Source organism: Segatella paludivivens DSM 17968 = JCM 13650 (assembly GCF_000373185.1).
GTDB lineage: Bacteria > Bacteroidota > Bacteroidia > Bacteroidales > Bacteroidaceae > Prevotella > Prevotella paludivivens.
This window is the reverse complement of sequence record NZ_KB890649.1, coordinates 34,664-56,805: the sequence shown is the minus strand read 5'-3', so window position 1 is coordinate 56,805 and position 22,142 is coordinate 34,664. Positions and strand designations below refer to the sequence as shown.

The window sequence follows — 22,142 nt, the reverse complement described above, 5'->3', positions numbered from 1 at the left end:
AATAAACTTTCATCAGAAGCTGACGGTATACCCTAGACTTAAAGCAAATTGAGTACTAGTTTCTAAACAATCATAATCACGGATACCATACTCTGCCTTGAATATTAGATTTGGAATCGGAACTATATTCATTCCTATCGTATATTTTTTTGTGTTATTCAAAAGCTTACTACATACATAGTCATAACGTAAGAAAGAAATTATTTGAGAACGGAATTTAGAATCATCACTATTAAACATGAGGTCATATCCACATTCACACCCAAAAGAGTTACCGTTACCTTCGCTGCAATATATCATTGAACCGTCTAATAAAAAACCATTAACAGAATAATTCATATCAAGTGAAAGATAATTCAATGATGCACATGAATATTGTTTTGAGGTTTCTCTACCTATCATTCCATGACACCTCTTTCCGGTATACCCACTAAAGCCCAATCTTAAAGATTCAGCAACACGATAATCTGCTCGAGCGGCTAATCCCAGCACCTCAAATTTATTAAGATAAGAAGTCGCTGTTACAGAATATGCCAACCTTTTATACTCACCAAATAAAGATATACCTGATTCATGCCACACCATTGGAAGCATATCTGCTTCACTCTCTGGATCATCTATCGTAAGTGCAGGTCCTCTACTATTTGTCATACCTACAGGAATGTCAACTATACCAGCCTTTACATTTAAGGCATCTGTAAAACTTTTAATAACATATAGCGCATTAGTGCAAAATTCGTTATTTAAATTATGACTCCATGCATGATTATCATACAAATGTTCATACTCAAATTCAGATGTAAAAGACCATCCATTTAAAAGACTTAACCTACCACCTATTATGATATGTGGGCAACTCAAGGATGCCTGTTCATTACCCATACAATTTGGACCAAAACGAACTTCCATATTTGCTACACCAGTAAAAACAACAGGATGCAATGAATCATTTTGAGCAAAAACCTTATTATCACAATACAAAAAAAATACAAACAATACTAACCTTACATGTGCCATAAATTATTAAATTCTTTACAGCTGCAAAGTTAACTACAAAATCAAGTGATTTGCAATACCTAAAAATTGTGATTTAAACAAAAAAAATCCTCCCACAATAATGAGGGAGGATTTGTATATTATAAATATAGTTTTCTTTTATTTAGCGTATGCTACAGAACGTGTCTCACGAATAACAGTAATCTTAACTTGTCCTGGGTAAGTCATTTCATTCTGAATCTTAGTTGCGATTTCATCACTCAACTTAAGACTTTCGTCATCATTCATCTTATCTGCGCCAACAATGACACGAAGTTCACGACCAGCCTGAATAGCGTAAGTCTTAGTAACTCCAGGATAACTCATTGCAATAGCCTCCAAATCATTAAGACGCTTGATGTAAGCCTCTACGATTTCACGACGAGCACCAGGACGAGCACCAGAAATAGCATCACAAACCTGAACAATAGGAGCAAGCAATGTTGTCATTTCCTCTTCATCATGGTGAGCTCCAATAGCATTACAAATATCTGGTTTCTCCTTATATTTCTCAGCTATCTTAGCGCCATACAATGCGTGTGGCAATTCACTCTCCTCATCTGGCACCTTACCAATATCATGAAGTAATCCTGCACGTTTAGCTTTCTTTGGATTAAGTCCTAGCTCACTTGCCATTACAGCACAAAGATTGGCAGTCTCACGAGCATGCTGCAACAAGTTCTGTCCATAGCTTGAACGATATTTCATCTTACCGATAATACGGATAAGTTCTGGATGCAAACCATGAATACCAAGGTCTATAGCAGTACGCTTACCAGTTTCGATAACTTCATTTTCAAGTTGCTTCTTAACTTTAGCAACAACCTCCTCAATACGTGCTGGATGAATACGACCATCAGCAACAAGTTGATGAAGAGCAAGACGACATATCTCACGACGAATAGGATCGAATGCACTTATTACAATTGCCTCAGGAGTGTCATCAACAACGATTTCTACACCTGTTGCAGCTTCAAGAGCACGAATATTTCTACCCTCACGACCAATAATGCGACCCTTTACCTCATCGTTTTCTATATGGAAAACACTTACAGAGTTTTCGATTGCAGCCTCAGTAGCAACTCTCTGTATAGTCTGGATTACAACTTTCTTAGCTTGCTGGTTAGCATTTAGCTTAGCATCGTCAATAATCTCATTAATATAACTTGCTGCATCAAGTTTTGCTTGGTCTTTAAGACTCTCAACAAGTCTGCTTTTAGCTTCATCAGCACTAAGTCCAGAAAGTTCCTCTAACTTAGCCTGTTCCTGCTTCTGCATCTTTTCAAGTTCCTGTTGCTTAACAGACAACAATTTCTTTTCATTGTCAATTCTCTGCTGTCCCAGTTCTACTTCAGACTTTCTTCTTCCAATTTCTTCCTGACGCTGATTAAGTGAAATTTCACGCTGTTTCAAGCGATTTTCACTCTGTTGGATTTTCATATTGCGCTGCTGAACTTCTTTTTCCAGTTCACTCTTCTTATTAAGAAATTTCTCTTTTACTTCCAAGAGCTTCTTTTCCTTTAGAACTTCAGCTTCCTTAGCGGCAGCATCAACCATTTCTTTATATTTTCCCTTTACAACATAACGGAAAAAAGCATAGCCAACAGCACCTCCTATAAAGAGTGCGACTAATGCAATTATTATTGATTCTATCATAGTTTTATGTAATTAATAATATTCTTCTTACTTCAATACATCTTCGATTTCTGAAGTCAACTTTCCAAGAATATCACTATAAGGTCCTGTATCATTACGTGTAGATTCTTTTTCATATCTAAGCGCAATATCAATAAGAGCCATATACAATAAATCCTTATCACTCTTACGTCCTTTGAAAACGTCTGCATAAGTATTTACAGTATCTGTTATAAGTTTAGCTGCGTCACGATACATTTTCTCTTCCTCGCGAACAACGTTCACGGACATTTCTGTATCATATACGTGTAATCTTATATGTAACTTGTTTTTGTTATCTTCAGCCATCGCTTCTGTCATTTTTCACTCAGTAGCGTTATACACTTGTTTACGTCTCGGACTAGCTTCTGCAATCGTTTCTGAGCGTTTTCCATATCGCCGTCTGTAATCTCCAGCATCTTAGCCATCTTCAAACTATTGTAATCATTTTGCGCCTGAGTAATCTGAGCATTCAGCTTTTCCACCTGCTTATCTTTCTCTTCAACCATAGAATATAATTCAGCATTTTCTTTCTTCAATTCCTTGTATTGAAGAATCATCTGCCTCACTCTGGTAGAAAAAAGGTTTAAAGTATCCTCAGTAGCGGTCATAAATATACAATTTGGTTACAAATTTAGTTTAATAAATTGAAATATCCAAATTTTACTTAAAGTTTCTGTTTAATCATAAACAAAAAACCGATATTAAGTTTCAATTGGATATCAACTTAAAAACTATTCTATTTCTTTGTTTCTGTATCAGGTTTAGGTTCTTTCTTTGCTAACATTACGACATTAAACACAAATTCAGTAATCCATTTTTCGCTGAAACCTAGACGTTTTTCATATTGTCTTATTGCCATAACTGCTTTTATAACACTAGGATCGCTATAATCATTTTTCGCAAACAAATTTTTCACGGTCTTTTCTGTCATGGAATAAAGTAATTTCTTCATGAAAGAAGGAAGTCTCAATTTAAATTTCATCAAGTTTCCCATTAGCATCATAAGATCCTGAGAGAATCCTTGAAACTGAATCATATAAGGTTGTACATCCTGTAATTTATGACAATTCTTACGAATGCTTAAATCTATTTCCTTAAAGAAATCATCTTTTAGTCCATAAATTTCTTTCATCATTTTTTTACAATGATTTCTTTCACCTAATCCCAATTTATTATTTAATGTTGGAACATGAAGTGTTGCCTTAAAAGTTCTTAAATCTGGCAACATTCCAAGATTATTAATACCAATATTAGCTGCTAATGAAGCCTGAAAGTAAACCCTGATGAGAGTCATAAAGTCTTCCATGCCGCCAACTTTCACTTCTTTATCTTTTTTACTAAATAGTTTAGAAAATATTTCCATACGTTTTTTCAATAATACTTTTTCTTAAAATAGTTTACGTTTGTGCAAAGATAGATATTTTTATCCAATAAACCTAATTTTTTTAAGCTAATAACAATGACAGAAACATTATTAAAAAAAAAGGATAGCATGGATGAATGTTTTTAATATTATTTTTACTACCTTTGCGAAATAATCAGTATTTTGGTGATCTGATACAAACCTTTAGAGAAAAGACATTCAAATGAAACAGAACTTAAGTGGGAATGATCTTGCAAGGAAATTAGTAATTGGTAGTGATTTCGTGATTATTAATATTATATTATTATGTTACATTTTACTGACTCCTGATTTCGTTCCAGGGTACTTCCATAGCGCAACAAAAATAACTATTCTAACTGCTAATTTTGCGATGGCAATTGGTCAATATTTTTTCCAGACCAAAATCCATTATCGTAAAATCAGTTTTGAAGAAGTATCTGCTAGGGTTGCAAAACTCGTATTAACGCACGTTGTGTCAATGGTTATACTATTAAGTTATCTTAGCGACATCACCTCGTATTTCAAATTCTCAATCATCTATGGAATATCCATTTACTCAGTCATAATGCTAGCTCGCTTTTTCGAAAGGAAATTACTAAGGCATATCCGACAGTTGGGAAGAAATACGAGAAGTGTTATAATGATAGGTAATGACCCAGCATTGGTAAACTTATATAATACCATGATTGGAGATCCTACAACAGGTTATCGAGTTAAAGGATATTACAGCGATAATATTATTGCCAGTAATCCACAAATCCTAAATTATTTAGGTGACATTAAGGCTCTATATCATAAAATGGAAAGTAGTCCAGACACGTCAATAGACGATGTATTCTGCAGTCTAAGCCATGACTATAATGATGAAATTGCCCGAATAATGAAATTCTGCGACTCACATTTAATACACTTCTATTATATTCCACGTATGTTTGGTAACTACCGACTAAGACTAAAGCCTGAAATGATGGGTGATACTTTGACATATACAAATCATTTGGAACCACTTTCATGTACAACAAACAAGTTAATCAAAAGATTGTTTGATGTCACAGTAAGTATATTTTGCTGCATCTGTATGATTCCGATAATACCGATTATCGCTTTAATTATTAAGATTCAAAGTCCTGGTCCTATATTCTTTAAACAGGAACGTACTGGATTCGAGGGAAAGACTTTCTACTGCTATAAGTTCCGCAGCATGCATGTAAATAAAGACGCAGATACTGCACAGGCAACGAAAAACGATCCACGAAAATTTTCTTTTGGAAATTTTATGAGAAAGACCAATATTGACGAGCTTCCTCAGTTCTTGAATGTATTGAAGGGAGACATGAGTATTGTTGGTCCGCGCCCTCACATGCTACACCACACACAGATATACAGTGAGCTAATTGATAAATATATGGTTCGCCATTTCTGTAAACCAGGAATAACAGGCTGGGCACAGGTTACAGGATTTCGTGGTGAAACAAAAGAACTCTGGCAAATGGAAGAAAGAGTTGAAAGAGACATCTGGTATATTGAGCATTGGACATTTATGCTTGACATCAAAATAATTTACAAGACAATTAAGAGTGTCATTATACCAGACAAGTGCGCATATTAATATATAAAGACAAATATAAATGAAAGGCATTGTTTTAGCAGGTGGTTCTGGCACTCGCCTCTACCCTATCACAAAAGGCATAAGCAAGCAACTTATACCTATTTTCGACAAACCGATGATATACTATCCTATTTCAGTATTAATGCTTGCTGGAATAAAGGATATATTGATTATATCTACCCCTTTTGATCTTCCAGGATTTAAGCGACTACTTGGTGATGGAAAAGATATAGGAGTGAATTTTCAGTATGCAGAGCAGCCTAGTCCTGATGGACTAGCTCAAGCTTTTATTATAGGTGAAGAATTTATTGGAAATGATTCTGTTTGCCTCGTATTAGGTGACAATATATTTCACGGTGCGGGATTCAGTAGTATTTTAAAAGAATGTGTCGTTGATGCAGAAAAGAACAATCAGGCTAGCGTGTTTGGATATTACGTTAACGATCCGGAAAGATATGGTGTGGCAGAATTTGATAAGAAAGGCAACTGTCTTAGCATTGAGGAAAAGCCAGAAAATCCTAAGAGCAACTACGCTGTTGTAGGACTGTATTTCTATCCAAACAGTGTTGTTAACATAGCTAAGAACATCAAACCTAGCGCAAGAGGCGAACTAGAGATTACCACCGTTAATCAAGAATACCTTAATCTCAAAAGTTTGAAAGTGCAACCTCTTCAACGCGGTTTTGCATGGTTGGACACAGGTACTCATGACAGTTTGTCTGAAGCAAGCACATTCATTGAGGTTATAGAGAAGCGTCAAGGACTGAAAGTTGCATGTCTTGAAGAGATAGCTTACAGACAAGGTTGGATTGACATCCAGCAACTAATAGATGATGCTAAGCCGATGCTTAAAAATGAATATGGCAAATACTTAATGGAGATCGCTAGCAATAAATGATAATAACAAGATATATATAATTAATGCAGTTAATGTGACATAATTATTTTATGATGCCATTAACTGCATTATCCTTTTATGATGCCTCCATACCCTCTTCTGCATCAGGAATAATATCAGGAGTAAAATTGATAACATCTTGTTTAGAAGGATTTATTGATGCACTCATCAATAATGAATTCTCTATAATTCTAATATTTTTTATTTGTGGTTTTATATAGTTGTTTTTCATCTTAGTTGTTTACTATTTCAAATAGTCTATATGCTTATTTCATTATTTTTCTTCCATTGATAATGTAAATTCCGTGTTGGAGTTGTCTATCGTCACAATTCATTTTTACACCATCCAGACTGTAAATTTCATTTTTCATCTGACTATCAGCATACGGAGTGTTTATCACAGTAACTTCACCTTTATCATAAATTAATTTCATTAACATATTATCAAGTTGCTCTTTATCAGAAGTAAAATACCATCTATATGGAGATATATAAACGTGCTGCGTATTACAGCATTTGCATATGTGATCACCCTGAAAGATATATGAATCTTTCATTCCTATATTCTCACTTTTATACAATCCGTGAATAGTCAGTTCACCCACCTTATAAATACATTCCCCTTCACCACTAAAATCTAACTGTACATTATTGACAACATATCCATTTGAATTGAACGTTCCCTTTATTATATAAGGTGTATTGGCTTTAATAATATCATTATCGCTCAATTCTGTGAATATTATGTTATAATCTGCATAATCAGTTGGAAGATATACATGAGCATTGGCACCTAAAATGTTTTTATAATCAGGTATATCAAATGGAATAACAAACGTATTAACTTCATTGTCCTTCAATGTTCTAGCCAATTTAATACTAACGACAACAGGACTTATTTTTTCTAAGTCTCTATTTTCATCAACAAGGATTACTGGATCATCCATTCTGCAAATCTGCACATTTACACATTTTTTTAGACTTGGTGGATTAAAAGTATAATAGGTATTGTTAAAATATACAAGGTCTTTACCTCCAACATTTATTTTCAGATCTTCACCCGAACCAATAAATTTCACATAACAAGAATTATCAAAAGTCTTTTTAAGGTATGTATAAGAATTATTATAATCATTTGGTGAAGAACTTAAAAATCTACTACCGAAGTTTAAGTTCATAAGTCCCCATTGACCATTGATTTTACACAATTTCCACAAATTACTGTAACCTATAGACTTATTTTCAGTTATGCTCAATTCATCAATTCGCTTAAATTGATAAATAGAATCATCATTAATGACGTGCCACCCATCAAATGTGTAGCTAACATTTACATCAGAGTTAAATCCACGTAGAATATATATATTTCCGTCAACAAGTTCTGTTTCGCTATTAATTTTTTGAATATCGCTTGATTCCGCAACACAATTAAGTGATAGTAACATTAAATATAGTAGTAATTTTAGTTCGTGTTTCATTTTTATTTTAATCTATTTATTCTAAAGCCACACAACACCATTTAGTTACCTTCAACAACACAGCCATTCCAGGAACATCCTTCAATAAGTAGTAGTTTTTATTAGCTCTAACAAGCTTACCAGAAAGTCCCTGCAATGGACCTCGTTTTACTCTTACTAGAGTGCCTGTCTTTAGGTGTGCCTGTTCTTCACTAATAAACTTTTTAAGTGATATATCAGGATTGCACATCATCATAAACTCGTCCATTTGTCCTGCAGGTATTTCACAATACCTCTTGTCAATTTTGCTTACCGTAATGATACTCATCTTAATATTTGAAGAGCTGATTATTTTCTTGATATCAGCATCATCCTTTGTCTTTTTGAGAAATATAAGATTTTTCACTACCGGACGCAAAATATGCTTTACTTTGTGCTCACGATCTTCTTCATCAACATACTCCTGTGGAATAAATGTCTCAAGACCATTATCAGCTAAGTATTCCTCAACCTTTTTCTGACTAAAACCATATAATCTTATTGCATACCAAGGATAACGATGCTGTTCGTCTTCACCAACAGCATAATTATGAGCATCAATATCTTCCATATTGGTAGATACTATATTTTTATCTTTGTCCATGGTATGCAATAGAAAAATTAGAATTCACTAGTGAAATGGAACCTAATATGTTTAAAGTCTTGCTGTGCCATACTAAGCACATAACCACTATCAGCCAAAAATACATCGCGACCTTCTGTATCCTTAGCCATATACTGATATTTTCTCTTTTTAAAATTGTCCAGTTCTTCAGCATCATCAGACTCCACCCAACAAGCTTTATGCAGATGTACAGGTTCCCAACGACACTTTGCATTATATTCATGTTCCAGACGATACTCTATAACCTCGAATTGCAACTGTCCTACAGTACCGACAACACGTCTACCGTTAAACTGATTTACAAACAACTGAGCTACACCTTCATCCATAAGTTGCTCAATACCTTTCTGAAATTGCTTACTCTTCATCGGGTCATTATTCTCGATGTATTTAAACAATAACGGAGAAAAACTTGGCAATCCACGGAAATGGAGTATTTCGCCTTCTGTTAGTGTATCTCCAATCTTGAAAATACCATTATCTGGCAAACCAACAATGTCACCAGGATAAGCCTCTTCAACAGTATTCTTGCGTTGAGCCATGAACTGCGTAGGAGAAGAGAATCTTACAGTCTTACCTTGACGTACGTGCAGATATGGCTGATTTCTAACAAACTTTCCTGAGCATACTTTACAGAATGCTATACAGCTTCTATGATTAGGATCAATATTAGCAGTAATTTTGAATATGAATCCTGTAAACTTAGGTTCGGTAGCTTCCACCATTCTCTCTTCAGCCTTTGTTGGGCGAGGACTTGGAGCGATATCAACAAAACAATCAAGTAATTCCTGAACACCGAAATTATTAAGTGCAGATCCAAAGAATACTGGTGCAACTTCAGCGCTTCTATAAGTCTCTTTCTCGAATTCAGGATAAACACCGTCAACCAATTCCAAATCTTCACGAAGTTGTTGGGCCTCACGCTCTCCCACTTGTGCGTCAAGTTCCTTTGATGCTACGTCAACAGTTACCTTTTCTGTAACTCTCTGTTTATTAGGAGTAAACAAGTTCAACTGTTGCTCATAAATATTATATACACCCTTAAAGCGTAGTCCTTGACCGATAGGCCATGACAAAGGGCGAACCTTTATACTCAGTTCTTCTTCAAGTTCATCAAGCAAGTCAAAAGGATCACGACCTTCACGATCCATCTTGTTAATGAATATAATAACAGGAGTATTGCGCATACGGCATACTTCCATTAATTTTCTTGTCTGTGCCTCTACACCTTTCGCGCCGTCAACTACGATAATAGCAGAATCAACCGCAGTAAGAGTTCTATATGTATCTTCTGCAAAATCCTGGTGTCCTGGAGTATCAAGGATATTCACCTTATAGGTTTCACCAGTCTGACCATCAGGAAGATAGTCAAACTCCATTACAGAAGTTGAAACAGAGATACCACGCTGTTTCTCTATATCCATCCAGTCAGAAGTAGCAGTTTTGCGAATTTTATTATTCTTTACCGCTCCAGCAACCTGAATCTGTCCACCAAACAGAAGAAATTTTTCGGTAAGAGTTGTCTTACCGGCATCTGGGTGAGATATTATGGCGAAGGTTCTTCGCCTCTGAATTTCATTCATGAATAAAATCTAATATATAATTTTTAAATACAGACCGACAACATTGTTCCAGTCATCATGCCTTAAGCATATTGCTAATGCATTTCTTCAGACTGTCAGTCCAATAAGGTATCTTTATACCAAAGGTTTCCTTTAGTTTAGTTTTGTCAAGAACAGAATAAGAAGGGCGTTTAACTGGAGAAGGAAATTCATCACTATGGCATGGTTGTATGTTGCATTTAGTGTTTCCAGCCAACTCTGCTATTTTTATAGTGAAATCATACCAAGAGCATACTCCTTCATTGCTAAAATGATATATACCATCATTACCTTCATACTTTCTGTTTTCAACAATATCGAATATCACTGAAGCCAGATCTCCTGCGTATGTTGGCGTACCACATTGGTCAAATACCACCTTCAGTTCAGGCTTAGTAGCAGTAAGGTTCATCATTGTTTTAACAAAGTTTTTACCAAACTCTGAATAAAGCCATGAAGTGCGTATAATAATATATTTTGCTCCGCTGTTCTGTATGTTCTGCTCGCCATGAAGTTTTGTCAAACCATACACACCTGTAGGAGTACCCTTTTGGTCTTCCTTACAAGGAACGTTGTATGGGTCACCGCCAAATACATAGTCTGTACTGACGTGAACAAGCAGTCCACCAACTTCCTTCATAGCAATTGCTAAATTTTCAGGAGCCTTGGCATTAAGCGTTTCCACGATTTCGCCTGCACTTTCAGCAGAATCTACGTTGGTCCATGCAGCACAGTTAATGATACATTCGATACTGTTTTCGGCTACAGCTTTTCTGATATCCTCAATATTAGTGATATCCAATTTGCAATATCCATCACAAACATCAGTGAATATATAAGTATCCTTACTGTTTTTTGATGTGAGCTGAATTTCATTTCCCAACTGTCCGTTGGCTCCTGTTACTAAAATATTCATTTTTTCTATATTAACTTATAGCATGCCGCCTCGCCCAACACGAGAAACAGACGCGCTGCATGTTAAATATTATGTTCTATTCGTCTTCTCCAAAATCAAGGCCTTCTTTTTCATCCTTGATATAATAATCGCTGAGTAAACCAATAAAGGTTGAAATCTCAGTTATTGCATGTTCTGTTTCAGGAGTTATCTCCTTCTTCTGCATACGCAGCATCATTATGCCATAAAGTGCATCAAGACATGTTTCTATCTCATTCACGTCTTTATCTCCCCTATTGCGCAATTCTACAATAAACGGCAACACTTTATAGTATTCTGCACTGTAAATCGGAAACTTATTACTTTGAAGCATCCTGTTGTGCAAGTCAACCATATCCTTTACAACAATTATATTGATATCCAGATGTCCCTGTTCACGCTTGCCTTCTTCATTAAGCATCCTGACAAGATTACCAAACCAATCCAGTTCTTCCTCTTTCTGGTCTTCAGTATAATCAGTAAACTTACTTACATAAGCCTTTTTAATGAGTGGAAGCGAGCATCCCATAGCTCGTATCATATCCTCAATCTGCCACATATAGAGCAAGTATTCGGCAATTGACTTCTTTCTTAATTCCTTAGCTATAAACATGTCGTAAAATTATTATGTTATCCAATACGTCGGCATTAAGCCAACTCTGGGAGATGATATAAATTGAAAATCGTTCCGATAAGAGCGATTATAGAGAATATTATTACTATGCTTCCAATAATTTTGTTGATTATCAGAATACCGTTATCGTCAAACTTAGATCTTACTTTATTGATAAGCCAAGTAAGTCCATACCACCACAACAAAGCACCAAAGATAATACTAGAATATCCTATGCACATCTCAACTGGATGATCGGGAATAACAAAAGAGAACAATGCAAATAGCATCATAAAGAACGGTACGATAAGTACATTAGAAAAAGTAACAAAGAATGCCGTTATTGCATTATGAAGCAATGAACCTCTGCCCGAACCACCGCCGGGATGAGCTTTTTGCATAGGATTACTACGGTAACTGTATATACCAAAAGCAAGCAACAGTATTCCGCCGAAAATCTGCAAATAAAATTTTGTCTGCTGATTACTTACGATATCCATTACAAAACTCATTCCCACACCTGTGAGAACCGCATATATAAGGTCGCTTACCGCTGCACCCAATCCGGTTACAAAACCATACCAACGTCCTTTTTTGAGGGTACGGTTGATACATAAGATACCTACTGGTCCCATTGGGGCCGACGCAAGTATGCCAATCAGAATCCCCTTTAAAATGAGTTCCAATATATTTATTTGAAAAGGAAATGACATGCCCATATTAGCCTGCAAAGTTACTGCAAAGCATTGAATTTTCCAAAAAAAAGCAGTTATATTTTATTTCACATTATATACATCATCTGTTTTCTAGGTAGATAACAACTTGTTAAATACAAAAAAGTGTGAATAAAAATTTTATCCACACTTTATTCTATTTAATATATCATTAGTTTATTTTTCTGATAATTCCCAACCAATTGCACTGGCTCCGAGAACTGCAGCGCTTGAACCTTCCAAACCACTGATAAGGAACTTAGCCTTGTCCTTGAAAACTTTCAAAACATGCTCATTATAACTTTTTACTAATGGTTTCATCAGCAAGTCACCAGATTTTGTAAGTCCACCAAAGAATATAAATGCCTCAGGGCTAGAGAATACAGTGAAGTTGGCACAAGCCTCTCCTAGCATCTCACCAGTAAATTCATATACTTTATTGGCCAACTTGTCACCCTTTGATGCAGCAATACTTACATCAAGAGAAGTGATATCCTCAGACTTCAAAGCTCTCAGCAAAGAGTCTTCATCTGTCTTTTCAAGAAATTCACGAGCTGTTCTTGCCACGCCTGTTGCAGAGCAATAAGCCTCAAGGCATCCCTTTCTTCCACAACCGCATAAACGACCGTCAGGGCGCATTGTTGTATGACCAAGTTCACCTGCGAAACCATCGCAACCATAAACCATCTGTCCGTTGATCACAATACCAGAACCTACACCTGTACCAAGAGTGATAACGATAAAATTCTTCAATCCTCTTGCTACACCATAAGTCATCTCGCCGATTGCTGCGGCATTAGCGTCGTTTGTAAGACCAACAGGAATATTATTAAGTTTCTTGCTGAACAATTCTGCTAATGGAACGATACCATTATGTCCCCATGAAAGATTTGGAGCAAATTCTATGGTACCCTTGTAGTAGTTACCATTTGGAGCACCGATACCCATAGCCTTGATTTTGTCAAGTCCACCTACTTGATCAATGATAATCATCAATGCGTCTATAGAGGCATTAACATAATCTTCAACCTTATCATATCCCTGTGTTTTTATAGCTATTTGAGCCTTTATTTCACCACGAGAATCTACAATTCCAAATACAGAATTGGTTCCTCCAAGATCTAAACCGATAACATACGGTTTCATGGTTTCATTTGAATTCATGTTTTTCTATTTAATTGTTAGTTATTTAATGCATTTGGTCAGTCTAGCAATCAATATTTATTTGTCATAAAACTATATGATTGCATCCGTGCAAAGATATTGATTTTATACCACACACGCAAATTTTCAATGAGAATAATTGCTGAAAATCATTCTGAACTGAAATCCGCTACCATGTGGCGATACATGCTATACATACGAGTTCGTGACACATAACCTTCCAGTTGACCAGTTACATTAACAACAGGAAGATAGTTGCAGTTAGCCTTTTCAAACTTGTGCATCACGTCTATCATCTTGTCCTCTTTTACGAGTGTTGCTGGAACAGGTGTCATAATGTCTTTCACAGTAAATCTGGTGTACAGTTCATTGCGAAACATGATATGTCGTATCTTGGTGATATCAATTTCTCCAAGCAAATCGCCTGCATTATCAAGAACTGGTAGAAAACTTGTATGACTCTTACTTATGTAGTTTATCAACTGTCCCAACTGCATATCGGGAGTTACAGAAGTAAACTGTCTATCAATGATACTGTCAAGACTCATCAATGTCAAAATAGACTGATCAGTATGGTGCGTGAGCAATTTTCCTTCACGCGCCAGTCGCATACCATAAATACTGTGGGGTTCAAATATATTTATAGTTAGATATGCACTTATACATACTATCATCAACGGAATAAACAACTCATATCCACCTGTTAGTTCAGCAATAAGGAATATACCGGTAAGGGGTGCTTGCATGACTCCAGCCATCACTCCAGCCATACCCATTAACGTGAAGTTCTTCTCTGGTATATATGTTCCAATTTGATACATATTCCATAGACGAGAGAAGAAGAAACCTGCAAAGCCTCCGATAAAAAGTGATGGAGCAAATGTACCACCACAGCCTCCAGCACCGTTAGTAGCTGATGTAGCAAATACCTTTGTCAACACTACCAATCCTATATATAGCACAAGCAATTCACTATGACCATAAAATATAGAGCCATTCATCACCTTACCCCAGTCAGCGACTGTACTCCCATCAAGCAATACATTTACTGCACTATAGCCTTCACCATATAATGACGGGAAGATGAAGATCAGACTACTAAGCATCACTCCACCCAGAATAAGTTTCACATAAGTATGGTTTTTCAACCTAGCAAACACGTTTTCACATGCTGTCATAGTCCTCATGAAATACAATCCCACTACACCACTGAATATACCCAACAGAATACATGGCGGTACACGTTGTATCACCCATGCGTTGTCCATGTGAAAAGTAAACAAAGATTCACTACCAGCAAATACATAGGTAAAGCATGTTGCAGTGACACTAGCAATAAGAATAGGTAGCAGCGAAGCCATTGTCAGGTCTAGCATCAGCACTTCCAGTGTAAAAACCAGTCCTGCGATCGGTGCCTTGAATATACCAGCAATGGCTGCAGAAGCACCACATCCCACAAGCAGCATTACAGTTCTAGGATCCATCTTAAACAATTTGCCAAGATTACTTCCTATTGCTGAACCAGTAAGCACAATAGGCGCCTCAGCACCTACCGAACCACCAAATCCAATCGTTATACTTGATGCTATTACCGACGACCAACAATTGTGTGCTCTAAGTCTCGAACTCTTTGTAGCAATGGCATAAAGCACACGTGTGATACCATGTGAAATATTATCTTTAACAATATATCTCACAAAAAGTGATGTGAGATATATACCAACAATAGGAAACAGCAAGTAAAGCCAGTTGTATGTTGTGTGATCAAATCCTGCAGTTAGCAAATGCTGTATTTCCTTGATTATGCAATGCAGGATATAACCGGCAACAGAAGCGAAGAAACCAATAACAAACGATAAGATGAGTGTCATCTGCCTGTCAGACAGATGTTCTTTTCTCCACTTCAATATTTTTTCTGTTTCCAAAATTATTTTGTCTTTCTTTATTTGCGTTTTCCTATAACTTTATTTTCTGATGATAGTAACTTCTCCGTTTTTTCCCAATTTGATAATTGAGCTTGGAGCGTGTGGATTATGCTCTTGTCTGCGAGTCCAGCAAACATAGTCAACAGCATTGAGTATTTCCTCGCTGATATCACAATAGTTTGAAGCTGCTGGCTCGCCACTTACGTTGGCACTAGTACTTACAATTGGTTTCTGAAACTTATAGCATAGTTCCTTGCTAAATGCTTCCTGTGTAATGCGCATTGCGAGACTTCCGTCTTCGGCAATCAAATTATCAGCTACATTAACAGCGTCATCAAGAATAATTGTTGTTGGCTTTACAGCTGCTTCAACGAGTTCCCATGCAACCTTAGGCACATTTCTGAAATATTTCTGCATTCGGTTGTCAGAATCAACAAGGCAGATAAGAGCCTTAGAATCGTCACGTTGCTTAATTTCATAAACTTTAGCTACAGCCTTTTCGTTAGTAGCATCACATCCTATCCCCCAAACTGTGTCAGTAGGATAAAGAATTACTCCGCCATGTCTCATACATTCAATGGCATTCTTAATGTCTTCCTGTTGTGTCATCTTTTTATTTATAAATCTTTTCAAGCGCAAATATATAGTAAAAAGTTTGAACTGCCAAATTACTTTAAACTTATTTTACCGCTACAAAAATAATGAAATTACTAATATTATCTTTAAACTTAGCGTTTATTCAAGGGTGAATGTCTTGTCTCGCATACCATTCAGGAAAGCCTTTGCATCCATCCTCTTTTTGCCTGCCATTTGCAGTTCCTTGATTTCTAGGCGGCAGTCACCGCACATCACGTATAGTGAATTTTTCTCCTTGAATACAGTTCCAGGTTTGGCATCTTCATGGATATCAGTTTTCGCTGTCTTGAAAATCTTCAGCACCGAAGTTTTGTCCTCACCTTCTGTCATGTTTGTCCATGTTCCGGGATAAGGACTTAGCCCACGCACGAAATCATGTACTTCCTTTGCTGTTTTATTCCAATCAATTTGGCATGTTTCCTTGAATATTTTTGGAGCAGCTTTCAATTCTCCACATTCAGAACCGGCAAACTGAGACTGTTCCATTGCGTCGACATTTCCTTCGTTTGCCAGAATCAAGTCAATTGTTTCCTTTGCTGCCTCTGCACCGAGTTTCATCAATCCGTCATACACGTATTCAACGTCTGCGTCATCAGGAATTGGGAAATGTTTTTGCATAATAATCTTACCTGTATCAATATCTTTGTCAAGAAAGAATGTTGTAACTCCTGTTTCTGTCTCACCATTGATAACAGCCCAGTTGATAGGTGCTGCACCACGATATTGTGGCAACAATGCTGCATGAACATTAAACGTGCCGAAGCGTGGCATATCCCATACAACCTCTGGAAGCATACGGAAAGCCACAACCACCTGTAAGTCTGCTTTATATGAACGTAACGACTCTACAAATTCTGGGTCTTTCATCTTCACTGGTTGCAGAATCGGCAGATTGTGTTCCACTGCATATTGTTTCACTTGTGACGGTTGCAGTTGGTCTTGGTGTCTTCCCACCGCTTTATCAGGTTGTGTTACAACAGCCACAACATTATATCCACCTTCAACAAGGCTTTTCAATGATTCCACCGCAAATTCGGGTGTACCCATAAATATGATTCGTAAGTCTTCCTTTTTCATCTGATTCTATGTTTATAGCGCAAAATTAATAAAAATACTTCGGTTTATTATTATTATCCACAAAAAAGTTAGATTTCATTCCCCTTTTGTTATCCTGCAAATTACTCTGCACTATCTATTGCAATACAGCAATATTTCCTAGCAATCAACGATATACCGTTTGCCCTGTTAATCAAAGCTGCATTAGTTTCAAACTCTTCACATTAATTTCCATAGAACAGCATATACTTTTCTATATTTGATTTGATATATTCAACGTTATGATGTCCTTCAAAAACATGATTCTGAGATTCAATCCCCTTTTCTTTTAATATATTATTTAGAATTAAACAGCCTTCATAAAAGCCACCTTCGTCTTTGTCTCCTGCATCAAGATAAACCTTAAAATCGGCACACGTCATTTCTTTCGCAATTGTGATTGGGTCGTATTTATCCCAGTCTCCTTGGTGTTGAAAATAAGCTTTATCTTCATCTTCTAACTGTAACTCTACAGCAGGCATATGCCCACCTATCTTTGAAAACATATCTGCATGCCTAAAAGCATTATGAAGAGCAATATATCCCCCAGCTGAAGCTCCTCCAACATATCTACCGTCTCTATTTTTTATCGTCTTATACCGTTTGTCTATTTCAGGGATTACCTCATTGATAAAATAATCTTCATACATGCCAATATTTATTGTTCTATTCAATGAATCAAGGACTTCTTTGCTGTCCAATGATGAATTTATTCCTCGACTATTATCCATATTTGGGCAGACAATAATCATAGGACGTATTCTGTTAGCTTCTATCAGTCTGTCAGAAACAACATTCAAATCTATGTGTGTCATAAAGTTCTCATTGCCGCTTCTGCCGTGCATGAAATATAATGTAGGAAAAGCCTCACCTTCATCATATCCACAAGGTAAATATACGAGCATAGACATCTCTTTATTTAAACTTCTACTTTGAATTATAACTTTCTCTATTCTTGACTTATTCATTTTTCATTTTTATTTATCATATCAATGCCGATACATTATATATGTTCATATTGATTTACAAACACTATCAGTGATTTATACAGGGAAATAGTGTTTTTTCTAATTTATTTTGTACAAAGATATGATTTTTTAGTATCTTTGTGCAATAATCTATTGACATTTACAACTTTAACTATGAAAAAAAACGTATCAAGGACTTTTACTTATATTGGTAACTCACCAATAAAAATGGTATTTAGGCAAATATATAGCGGCCGTAAAAACATTAATAAATATACTTCTCTAGAAGATTATTGTGCTTATATTCCTAAAAGAAAATCATCAAAAAAGTCAATACCATTCATTCCGTTATGGCCTTACATGTTGGGAGGCTAATACTTTGTTAAGAAGTTCATAAACCTCAACAGAGACATATAATGGTATGTTTCTCAATTACGCTAAATTTCACTAATAAAATCCAATCCCATTTATTATGACTAAATTCAGATTTCTACACGCCCGTTTCTTTTTCACACTTTTAGTAATAGCCATCACCAACATTCAAGCTATGAGCAAGAACTATGACCATGAAATAGAAGGACTTGTAATGGACAATATCAGCGGAGATGGGCTTACCCCAAAAATTATACTGATGACTGCGGATAGCGTAGTGATAGACACGACTACCGCTGAACTTGAAGATAACCCCTATACAGGTGGTAAAATAGGAAGCTATATTTTTTATAAGATTAACCAGAAGGGACGATACATCATTAAGGCTGTGATGGAGAATTATAGCGATACCTATACTGATTGTGAGCTACGAAGTAATCGTCAGTCTGCGATCTTTGCCAAGCCCATTCGCATGATGAAGGTTTTTCACGAACTTCCTGAAGTCCTTGTTAAAGCTACTAAGCTGAAAATGGTGATGCAGGGCGACACGATAGTCTACAATGCCAATGCTTTCAACTTAGCCAATGGCAGTATGCTCGATGCATTAATCGCTAAATTGCCCGGTGCCAAACTTAATAAAGATGGACAAATCTATGTTAATGGGAAATACGTCGAGAGCCTTCTTGTCAACGGTCATGAGTTTTTTTCTGGCAATCCGAAACTAGCTTTAGAGAATCTTCCTGCCTACACCGTGAATAAGATAAAGGTGTTTAATAAAGCAGGTGCCGCCTCTGTGATGATGGGGCGTAACATGGGTGATCAAAGTTATGTGATGGATGTAAGATTAAAACGTGAATATGCCACTGGATACATGAGTAATCTAGAAACCGGAATGGGTACTAAAGATCGTTATCAAGTGCGAGGCTTTGGTATGAAATTCTCTAATAAAGAGAGAATCGGAACTTTTGTCAACATCAATAACCTCAACGACAATCAGCGCGCCGAACTTAATGGTGAATGGAAACCACAGGATATGCCCAATGGACTATTGGCTACTAAGACAGCAGGACTCTCCTATCTCAACTTCCTCAATGGCATGGATACATGGCTAAGCAGTGACATAACCTATACGCATACTTCATCTGACAATGTAACAAAGCAAAACGCGCAGACCTTCCTACCTGGTGGCGACGCCTACAAGAATAGCTATGCCAAGGACTTGCAAAGTAGAGATCTGTGGAAAAATAATACTGTATTCAACCTGTGGCATGATGGTGTCTTCACACACAACTCCCTCAACCTCTCCTATCAGCACACCAATGGCAGAGGAAATATGAACACGGAAACACTTGACTCAACTTCTGTCGTCAACCGTTTGCTTGCAGAAAACAGTATTGAATCGAGCGAATTCAACTTCAGAGCAGAATCCGAAAGCGGACTACGGGTCTTTGTTACCGACATGTGGCGTCTAGGTCTGTCTGTAGAATACAACCGCAACACTCAAAAAACATTTGCCATGCAAGATATACAATATCTGCAAGGCACTCCATCTAGAGACTATCGCAATCCATATACCAATGCTCCCAATCAGCATCTTAAACTCTCTGGCAATACAAACTACACCTTTCAGTTCCGTGAAAAGTCTATCATGCCCGAATATACTTATACCTATTCTTACAACAAGGCTTCTAATCTGTTTTATCGATTAGACAAACTGGCAGGCAGAGATAGTAGCAGATTTGATATATTGCCATCAGCGGTGAATGCACTAGCCGGTTCTCTTGACGGAGAAAACAGCTACCGTTACCACGAATACCGCAACCAACATGAGTTCAGCCTCTTTTATCAAGATCTTAGCTGTAAGCTCCTCAAAGCGGATGTACAGCTAAAAATGCCGATACGCATAGTCAACGCTAACCTCTATTATGAGCGTATGGGGCGTCACGACGTGATGCGCAAGAGTGTGTTTTTCGAACCTTCGCTCTATATTCACCATCAGAGCAACAAAACTGAATGGAGACTAACAGCAGAATTGCAGTCTGACCTTCCCGACCTTACAGCCATGACCGACTATCGCGACGACAGCGAACCACTTTATATCAAAGAAGGCAACTCCGATTTAAAGGATATCCATCGATACAGTATAGAGGCCAATACCACATTCCACGGACCACATCAACGGGCGTTTAGCCTATGGACTACTTGGCACAAGACCGACAACAGTACAGCCTACCAACTCACTTACGATAAATCAACAGGTATCTCTACCCTCCGCCCTATGAGTGTTAACGGCAATTGGGATGCCAATGGAGGAATGGGCTACACGCGCACCTTAGATAATGCTCAGAAGTTTACCACCGATAATCTGCTATGGATTAATTACTATCACAATGTAGATTTAGCTTCAGTGAGCGGACTCACAACGACTCAACGCAGCATTGTAAACAACTGGAAGATGGGCGGCGAAACTAAGTTGATTTTTCATGCCAGCGACGATTATGAGTTCACACTTCATGGTGGTGGCAACTACTATCTTATCAATAGCCAACGTGAGGGATTCAGCAACATCCATGCAGGCGACTATAACGTGGGACTAAACACCACGTTAAGTCTACCGTGGAACTTCCAGATTTCTACCGACATGACCATGTTTGCACGCAGAGGATATCAGCAAGCCGAGATGAATACCACAGATTGGGTTTGGAATGCTCAGCTCACCCGCAGTTTCGTCAAAGGTAAACTACTAGCTAAGCTACAAGGCTTTGATTTACTACATGAGCTTTCAAGCACGCAATATGCCATGAATGCACAGGGCCGAACAGAAGTATGGCACAACAGCATTCCTCGTTATGTAATGCTTTCACTTGCTTGGCGATTTAACATTAACCCAAAGAAGAACAACTGATTTTCATAAACCAATAAAGATACAAACATCTGCGAAATAAATGCAGCAGGCTTGCTGCATTCCTCTGCGACCTCTGCCTTATCTGCGAGAGAATAACACGCAAGAGTACTCAATCTGTCTGCACAAAGGAAACCCATATATCTCTCGCAGATTTCGCTGATGATCGCAGACATCTATCAGCGAGAGTCCCTCCAACGCATTCAAGCCATCTTTAACACCATCCTCACGCGCGCGCATACATAGGGTTTTTCAAAAATACCAGTGTCGAAGTGTCTATGCTCTGAATATCAGTATGTTGCATCTCCAATCTGAATTAATCAAGTGTCACCACTGTGTCGTTTGTTGCAATCTCTTTTTGGTTTGCAAGATAGATGAAAATATTTTAAATAACAGATCGTCAAGACTCTTCATTTTTTGCTTGATTTCGTTTTTTGTTTTATACAAGACATTTATTTTTGATAGTTCGATTCTATTTTATTGTTATTTTTTATC

The 22,142-nt window shown here is 37.0% G+C and carries 19 protein-coding genes; 3 read left to right on the top strand and 16 right to left on the bottom strand.

The genetic code is table 11. From position 1 onward, the window contains the following. Positions 1 to 12: 12 nt before the first annotated feature. From B045_RS0108560 to B045_RS0108540, 5 genes are all read right to left on the bottom strand, one after another. Positions 13 to 1,017 carry a hypothetical protein gene (locus tag B045_RS0108560; RefSeq protein WP_018463857.1) on the bottom strand — a complete coding sequence of 335 codons (1,005 nt, stop codon included), beginning with the start codon at positions 1,015 to 1,017 and terminating at the stop codon, positions 13 to 15. A gap of 138 nt (positions 1,018 to 1,155) precedes the next feature. Next, positions 1,156 to 2,691, bottom strand: a complete 1,536-nt coding sequence (rny, locus tag B045_RS0108555; protein WP_018463856.1) for a ribonuclease Y — start codon at positions 2,689 to 2,691, stop codon at positions 1,156 to 1,158. Positions 2,692 to 2,718: 27 nt separating this feature from the next. Continuing rightward, positions 2,719 to 3,018 carry a cell division protein ZapA gene (locus tag B045_RS0108550; RefSeq protein WP_025883382.1) on the bottom strand — a complete coding sequence of 100 codons (300 nt, stop codon included), beginning with the start codon at positions 3,016 to 3,018 and terminating at the stop codon, positions 2,719 to 2,721. Between the two features lie 8 nt (positions 3,019 to 3,026). Next, positions 3,027 to 3,320, bottom strand: coding sequence for a hypothetical protein (locus B045_RS0108545; RefSeq protein ID WP_018463854.1), 294 nt, complete (start codon positions 3,318 to 3,320; stop codon positions 3,027 to 3,029). A 128-nt stretch (positions 3,321 to 3,448) separates the two neighbouring features. Further along, positions 3,449 to 4,075, bottom strand: coding sequence for a hypothetical protein (locus B045_RS0108540; protein ID WP_025883380.1), 627 nt, complete (start codon positions 4,073 to 4,075; stop codon positions 3,449 to 3,451). Positions 4,076 to 4,298: 223 nt separating this feature from the next. On the opposite strand from B045_RS0108540, the gene B045_RS0108535 reads away from it, so the two are divergent. Both B045_RS0108535 and rfbA read left to right on the top strand, forming a co-directional pair. Further along, positions 4,299 to 5,705 carry an undecaprenyl-phosphate glucose phosphotransferase gene (locus B045_RS0108535; protein ID WP_025883378.1) on the top strand — a complete coding sequence of 469 codons (1,407 nt, stop codon included), beginning with the start codon at positions 4,299 to 4,301 and terminating at the stop codon, positions 5,703 to 5,705. Positions 5,706 to 5,724: 19 nt separating this feature from the next. Continuing rightward, on the top strand, positions 5,725 to 6,603 hold the full coding sequence (gene rfbA / locus B045_RS0108530; RefSeq protein ID WP_018463851.1) for a glucose-1-phosphate thymidylyltransferase RfbA: 879 nt from the start codon (positions 5,725 to 5,727) through the stop codon (positions 6,601 to 6,603). 266 nt (positions 6,604 to 6,869) lie between these two features. On the opposite strand, the gene B045_RS0108520 is transcribed toward rfbA, so the two are convergent. The 11 genes from B045_RS0108520 to B045_RS0108470 form a co-directional block, all read right to left on the bottom strand. After that, on the bottom strand, positions 6,870 to 8,081 hold the full coding sequence (locus B045_RS0108520) for a hypothetical protein (RefSeq protein ID WP_018463849.1): 1,212 nt from the start codon (positions 8,079 to 8,081) through the stop codon (positions 6,870 to 6,872). 16 nt (positions 8,082 to 8,097) lie between these two features. Continuing rightward, on the bottom strand, positions 8,098 to 8,703 hold the full coding sequence (locus B045_RS0108515; RefSeq protein ID WP_018463848.1) for a UpxY family transcription antiterminator: 606 nt from the start codon (positions 8,701 to 8,703) through the stop codon (positions 8,098 to 8,100). Between the two features lie 17 nt (positions 8,704 to 8,720). Continuing rightward, positions 8,721 to 10,307, bottom strand: a complete 1,587-nt coding sequence (locus tag B045_RS0108510) for a peptide chain release factor 3 (RefSeq protein ID WP_018463847.1) — start codon at positions 10,305 to 10,307, stop codon at positions 8,721 to 8,723. 55 nt (positions 10,308 to 10,362) lie between these two features. Then, the gene (rfbD, locus tag B045_RS0108505) at positions 10,363 to 11,241 is read right to left on the bottom strand and encodes a dTDP-4-dehydrorhamnose reductase (RefSeq protein WP_018463846.1); all 879 of its coding nucleotides are present in this window, start codon (positions 11,239 to 11,241) and stop codon (positions 10,363 to 10,365) included. A 76-nt stretch (positions 11,242 to 11,317) separates the two neighbouring features. Further along, complete coding sequence (locus B045_RS0108500; protein ID WP_018463845.1) at positions 11,318 to 11,872, bottom strand: DUF4924 family protein; 555 nt, start codon at positions 11,870 to 11,872, stop codon at positions 11,318 to 11,320. Between the two features lie 35 nt (positions 11,873 to 11,907). Next, a complete protein-coding gene (locus B045_RS0108495; protein ID WP_018463844.1) occupies positions 11,908 to 12,591 on the bottom strand; it encodes a LysE family translocator in 684 nt (227 codons plus the stop codon). 171 nt (positions 12,592 to 12,762) lie between these two features. Then, positions 12,763 to 13,749, bottom strand: coding sequence for an ROK family protein (locus tag B045_RS0108490; RefSeq protein WP_018463843.1), 987 nt, complete (start codon positions 13,747 to 13,749; stop codon positions 12,763 to 12,765). Between the two features lie 149 nt (positions 13,750 to 13,898). Continuing rightward, positions 13,899 to 15,620 (bottom strand): chloride channel protein, encoded by a 1,722-nt coding sequence (locus B045_RS0108485; protein WP_018463842.1) that lies wholly within the window; start codon positions 15,618 to 15,620, stop codon positions 13,899 to 13,901. Between the two features lie 93 nt (positions 15,621 to 15,713). Beyond that, complete coding sequence (locus tag B045_RS0108480; RefSeq protein WP_018463841.1) at positions 15,714 to 16,283, bottom strand: L-threonylcarbamoyladenylate synthase; 570 nt, start codon at positions 16,281 to 16,283, stop codon at positions 15,714 to 15,716. A gap of 126 nt (positions 16,284 to 16,409) precedes the next feature. Continuing rightward, on the bottom strand, positions 16,410 to 17,387 hold the full coding sequence (fmt, locus tag B045_RS0108475; RefSeq protein ID WP_018463840.1) for a methionyl-tRNA formyltransferase: 978 nt from the start codon (positions 17,385 to 17,387) through the stop codon (positions 16,410 to 16,412). A gap of 203 nt (positions 17,388 to 17,590) precedes the next feature. Continuing rightward, positions 17,591 to 18,373 (bottom strand): alpha/beta hydrolase, encoded by a 783-nt coding sequence (locus B045_RS0108470; protein WP_018463839.1) that lies wholly within the window; start codon positions 18,371 to 18,373, stop codon positions 17,591 to 17,593. Between the two features lie 547 nt (positions 18,374 to 18,920). Between B045_RS0108470 and B045_RS0108465 the strand changes: the two genes are divergently transcribed. Next, on the top strand, positions 18,921 to 21,650 hold the full coding sequence (locus B045_RS0108465; RefSeq protein ID WP_018463838.1) for an outer membrane beta-barrel protein: 2,730 nt from the start codon (positions 18,921 to 18,923) through the stop codon (positions 21,648 to 21,650). The last annotated feature ends 492 nt before the right edge of the window (positions 21,651 to 22,142 follow it).

Excerpts from the sequence above, each read along its gene's own strand:
- B045_RS0108560 (WP_018463857.1), bottom strand. The coding sequence starts at position 1,017 with ATGGCACATGTAAGGTTAGTATTGTTTGTATTTTTTTTGTATTGTGAT.
- rny (WP_018463856.1), bottom strand. The coding sequence starts at position 2,691 with ATGATAGAATCAATAATAATTGCATTAGTCGCACTCTTTATAGGAGGT.
- B045_RS0108550 (WP_025883382.1), bottom strand. The coding sequence starts at position 3,018 with ATGGCTGAAGATAACAAAAACAAGTTACATATAAGATTACACGTATAT.
- B045_RS0108545 (WP_018463854.1), bottom strand. The coding sequence starts at position 3,320 with ATGACCGCTACTGAGGATACTTTAAACCTTTTTTCTACCAGAGTGAGG.
- B045_RS0108540 (WP_025883380.1), bottom strand. The coding sequence starts at position 4,075 with ATGGAAATATTTTCTAAACTATTTAGTAAAAAAGATAAAGAAGTGAAA.
- B045_RS0108535 (WP_025883378.1), top strand. The coding sequence starts at position 4,299 with ATGAAACAGAACTTAAGTGGGAATGATCTTGCAAGGAAATTAGTAATT.
- rfbA (WP_018463851.1), top strand. The coding sequence starts at position 5,725 with ATGAAAGGCATTGTTTTAGCAGGTGGTTCTGGCACTCGCCTCTACCCT.
- B045_RS0108520 (WP_018463849.1), bottom strand. The coding sequence starts at position 8,081 with ATGAAACACGAACTAAAATTACTACTATATTTAATGTTACTATCACTT.
- B045_RS0108515 (WP_018463848.1), bottom strand. The coding sequence starts at position 8,703 with ATGGACAAAGATAAAAATATAGTATCTACCAATATGGAAGATATTGAT.
- B045_RS0108510 (WP_018463847.1), bottom strand. The coding sequence starts at position 10,307 with ATGAATGAAATTCAGAGGCGAAGAACCTTCGCCATAATATCTCACCCA.
- rfbD (WP_018463846.1), bottom strand. The coding sequence starts at position 11,241 with ATGAATATTTTAGTAACAGGAGCCAACGGACAGTTGGGAAATGAAATT.
- B045_RS0108500 (WP_018463845.1), bottom strand. The coding sequence starts at position 11,872 with ATGTTTATAGCTAAGGAATTAAGAAAGAAGTCAATTGCCGAATACTTG.
- B045_RS0108495 (WP_018463844.1), bottom strand. The coding sequence starts at position 12,591 with ATGGGCATGTCATTTCCTTTTCAAATAAATATATTGGAACTCATTTTA.
- B045_RS0108490 (WP_018463843.1), bottom strand. The coding sequence starts at position 13,749 with ATGAATTCAAATGAAACCATGAAACCGTATGTTATCGGTTTAGATCTT.
- B045_RS0108485 (WP_018463842.1), bottom strand. The coding sequence starts at position 15,620 with ATGACACTCATCTTATCGTTTGTTATTGGTTTCTTCGCTTCTGTTGCC.
- B045_RS0108480 (WP_018463841.1), bottom strand. The coding sequence starts at position 16,283 with ATGACACAACAGGAAGACATTAAGAATGCCATTGAATGTATGAGACAT.
- fmt (WP_018463840.1), bottom strand. The coding sequence starts at position 17,387 with ATGAAAAAGGAAGACTTACGAATCATATTTATGGGTACACCCGAATTT.
- B045_RS0108470 (WP_018463839.1), bottom strand. The coding sequence starts at position 18,373 with ATGAATAAGTCAAGAATAGAGAAAGTTATAATTCAAAGTAGAAGTTTA.
- B045_RS0108465 (WP_018463838.1), top strand. The coding sequence starts at position 18,921 with ATGAGCAAGAACTATGACCATGAAATAGAAGGACTTGTAATGGACAAT.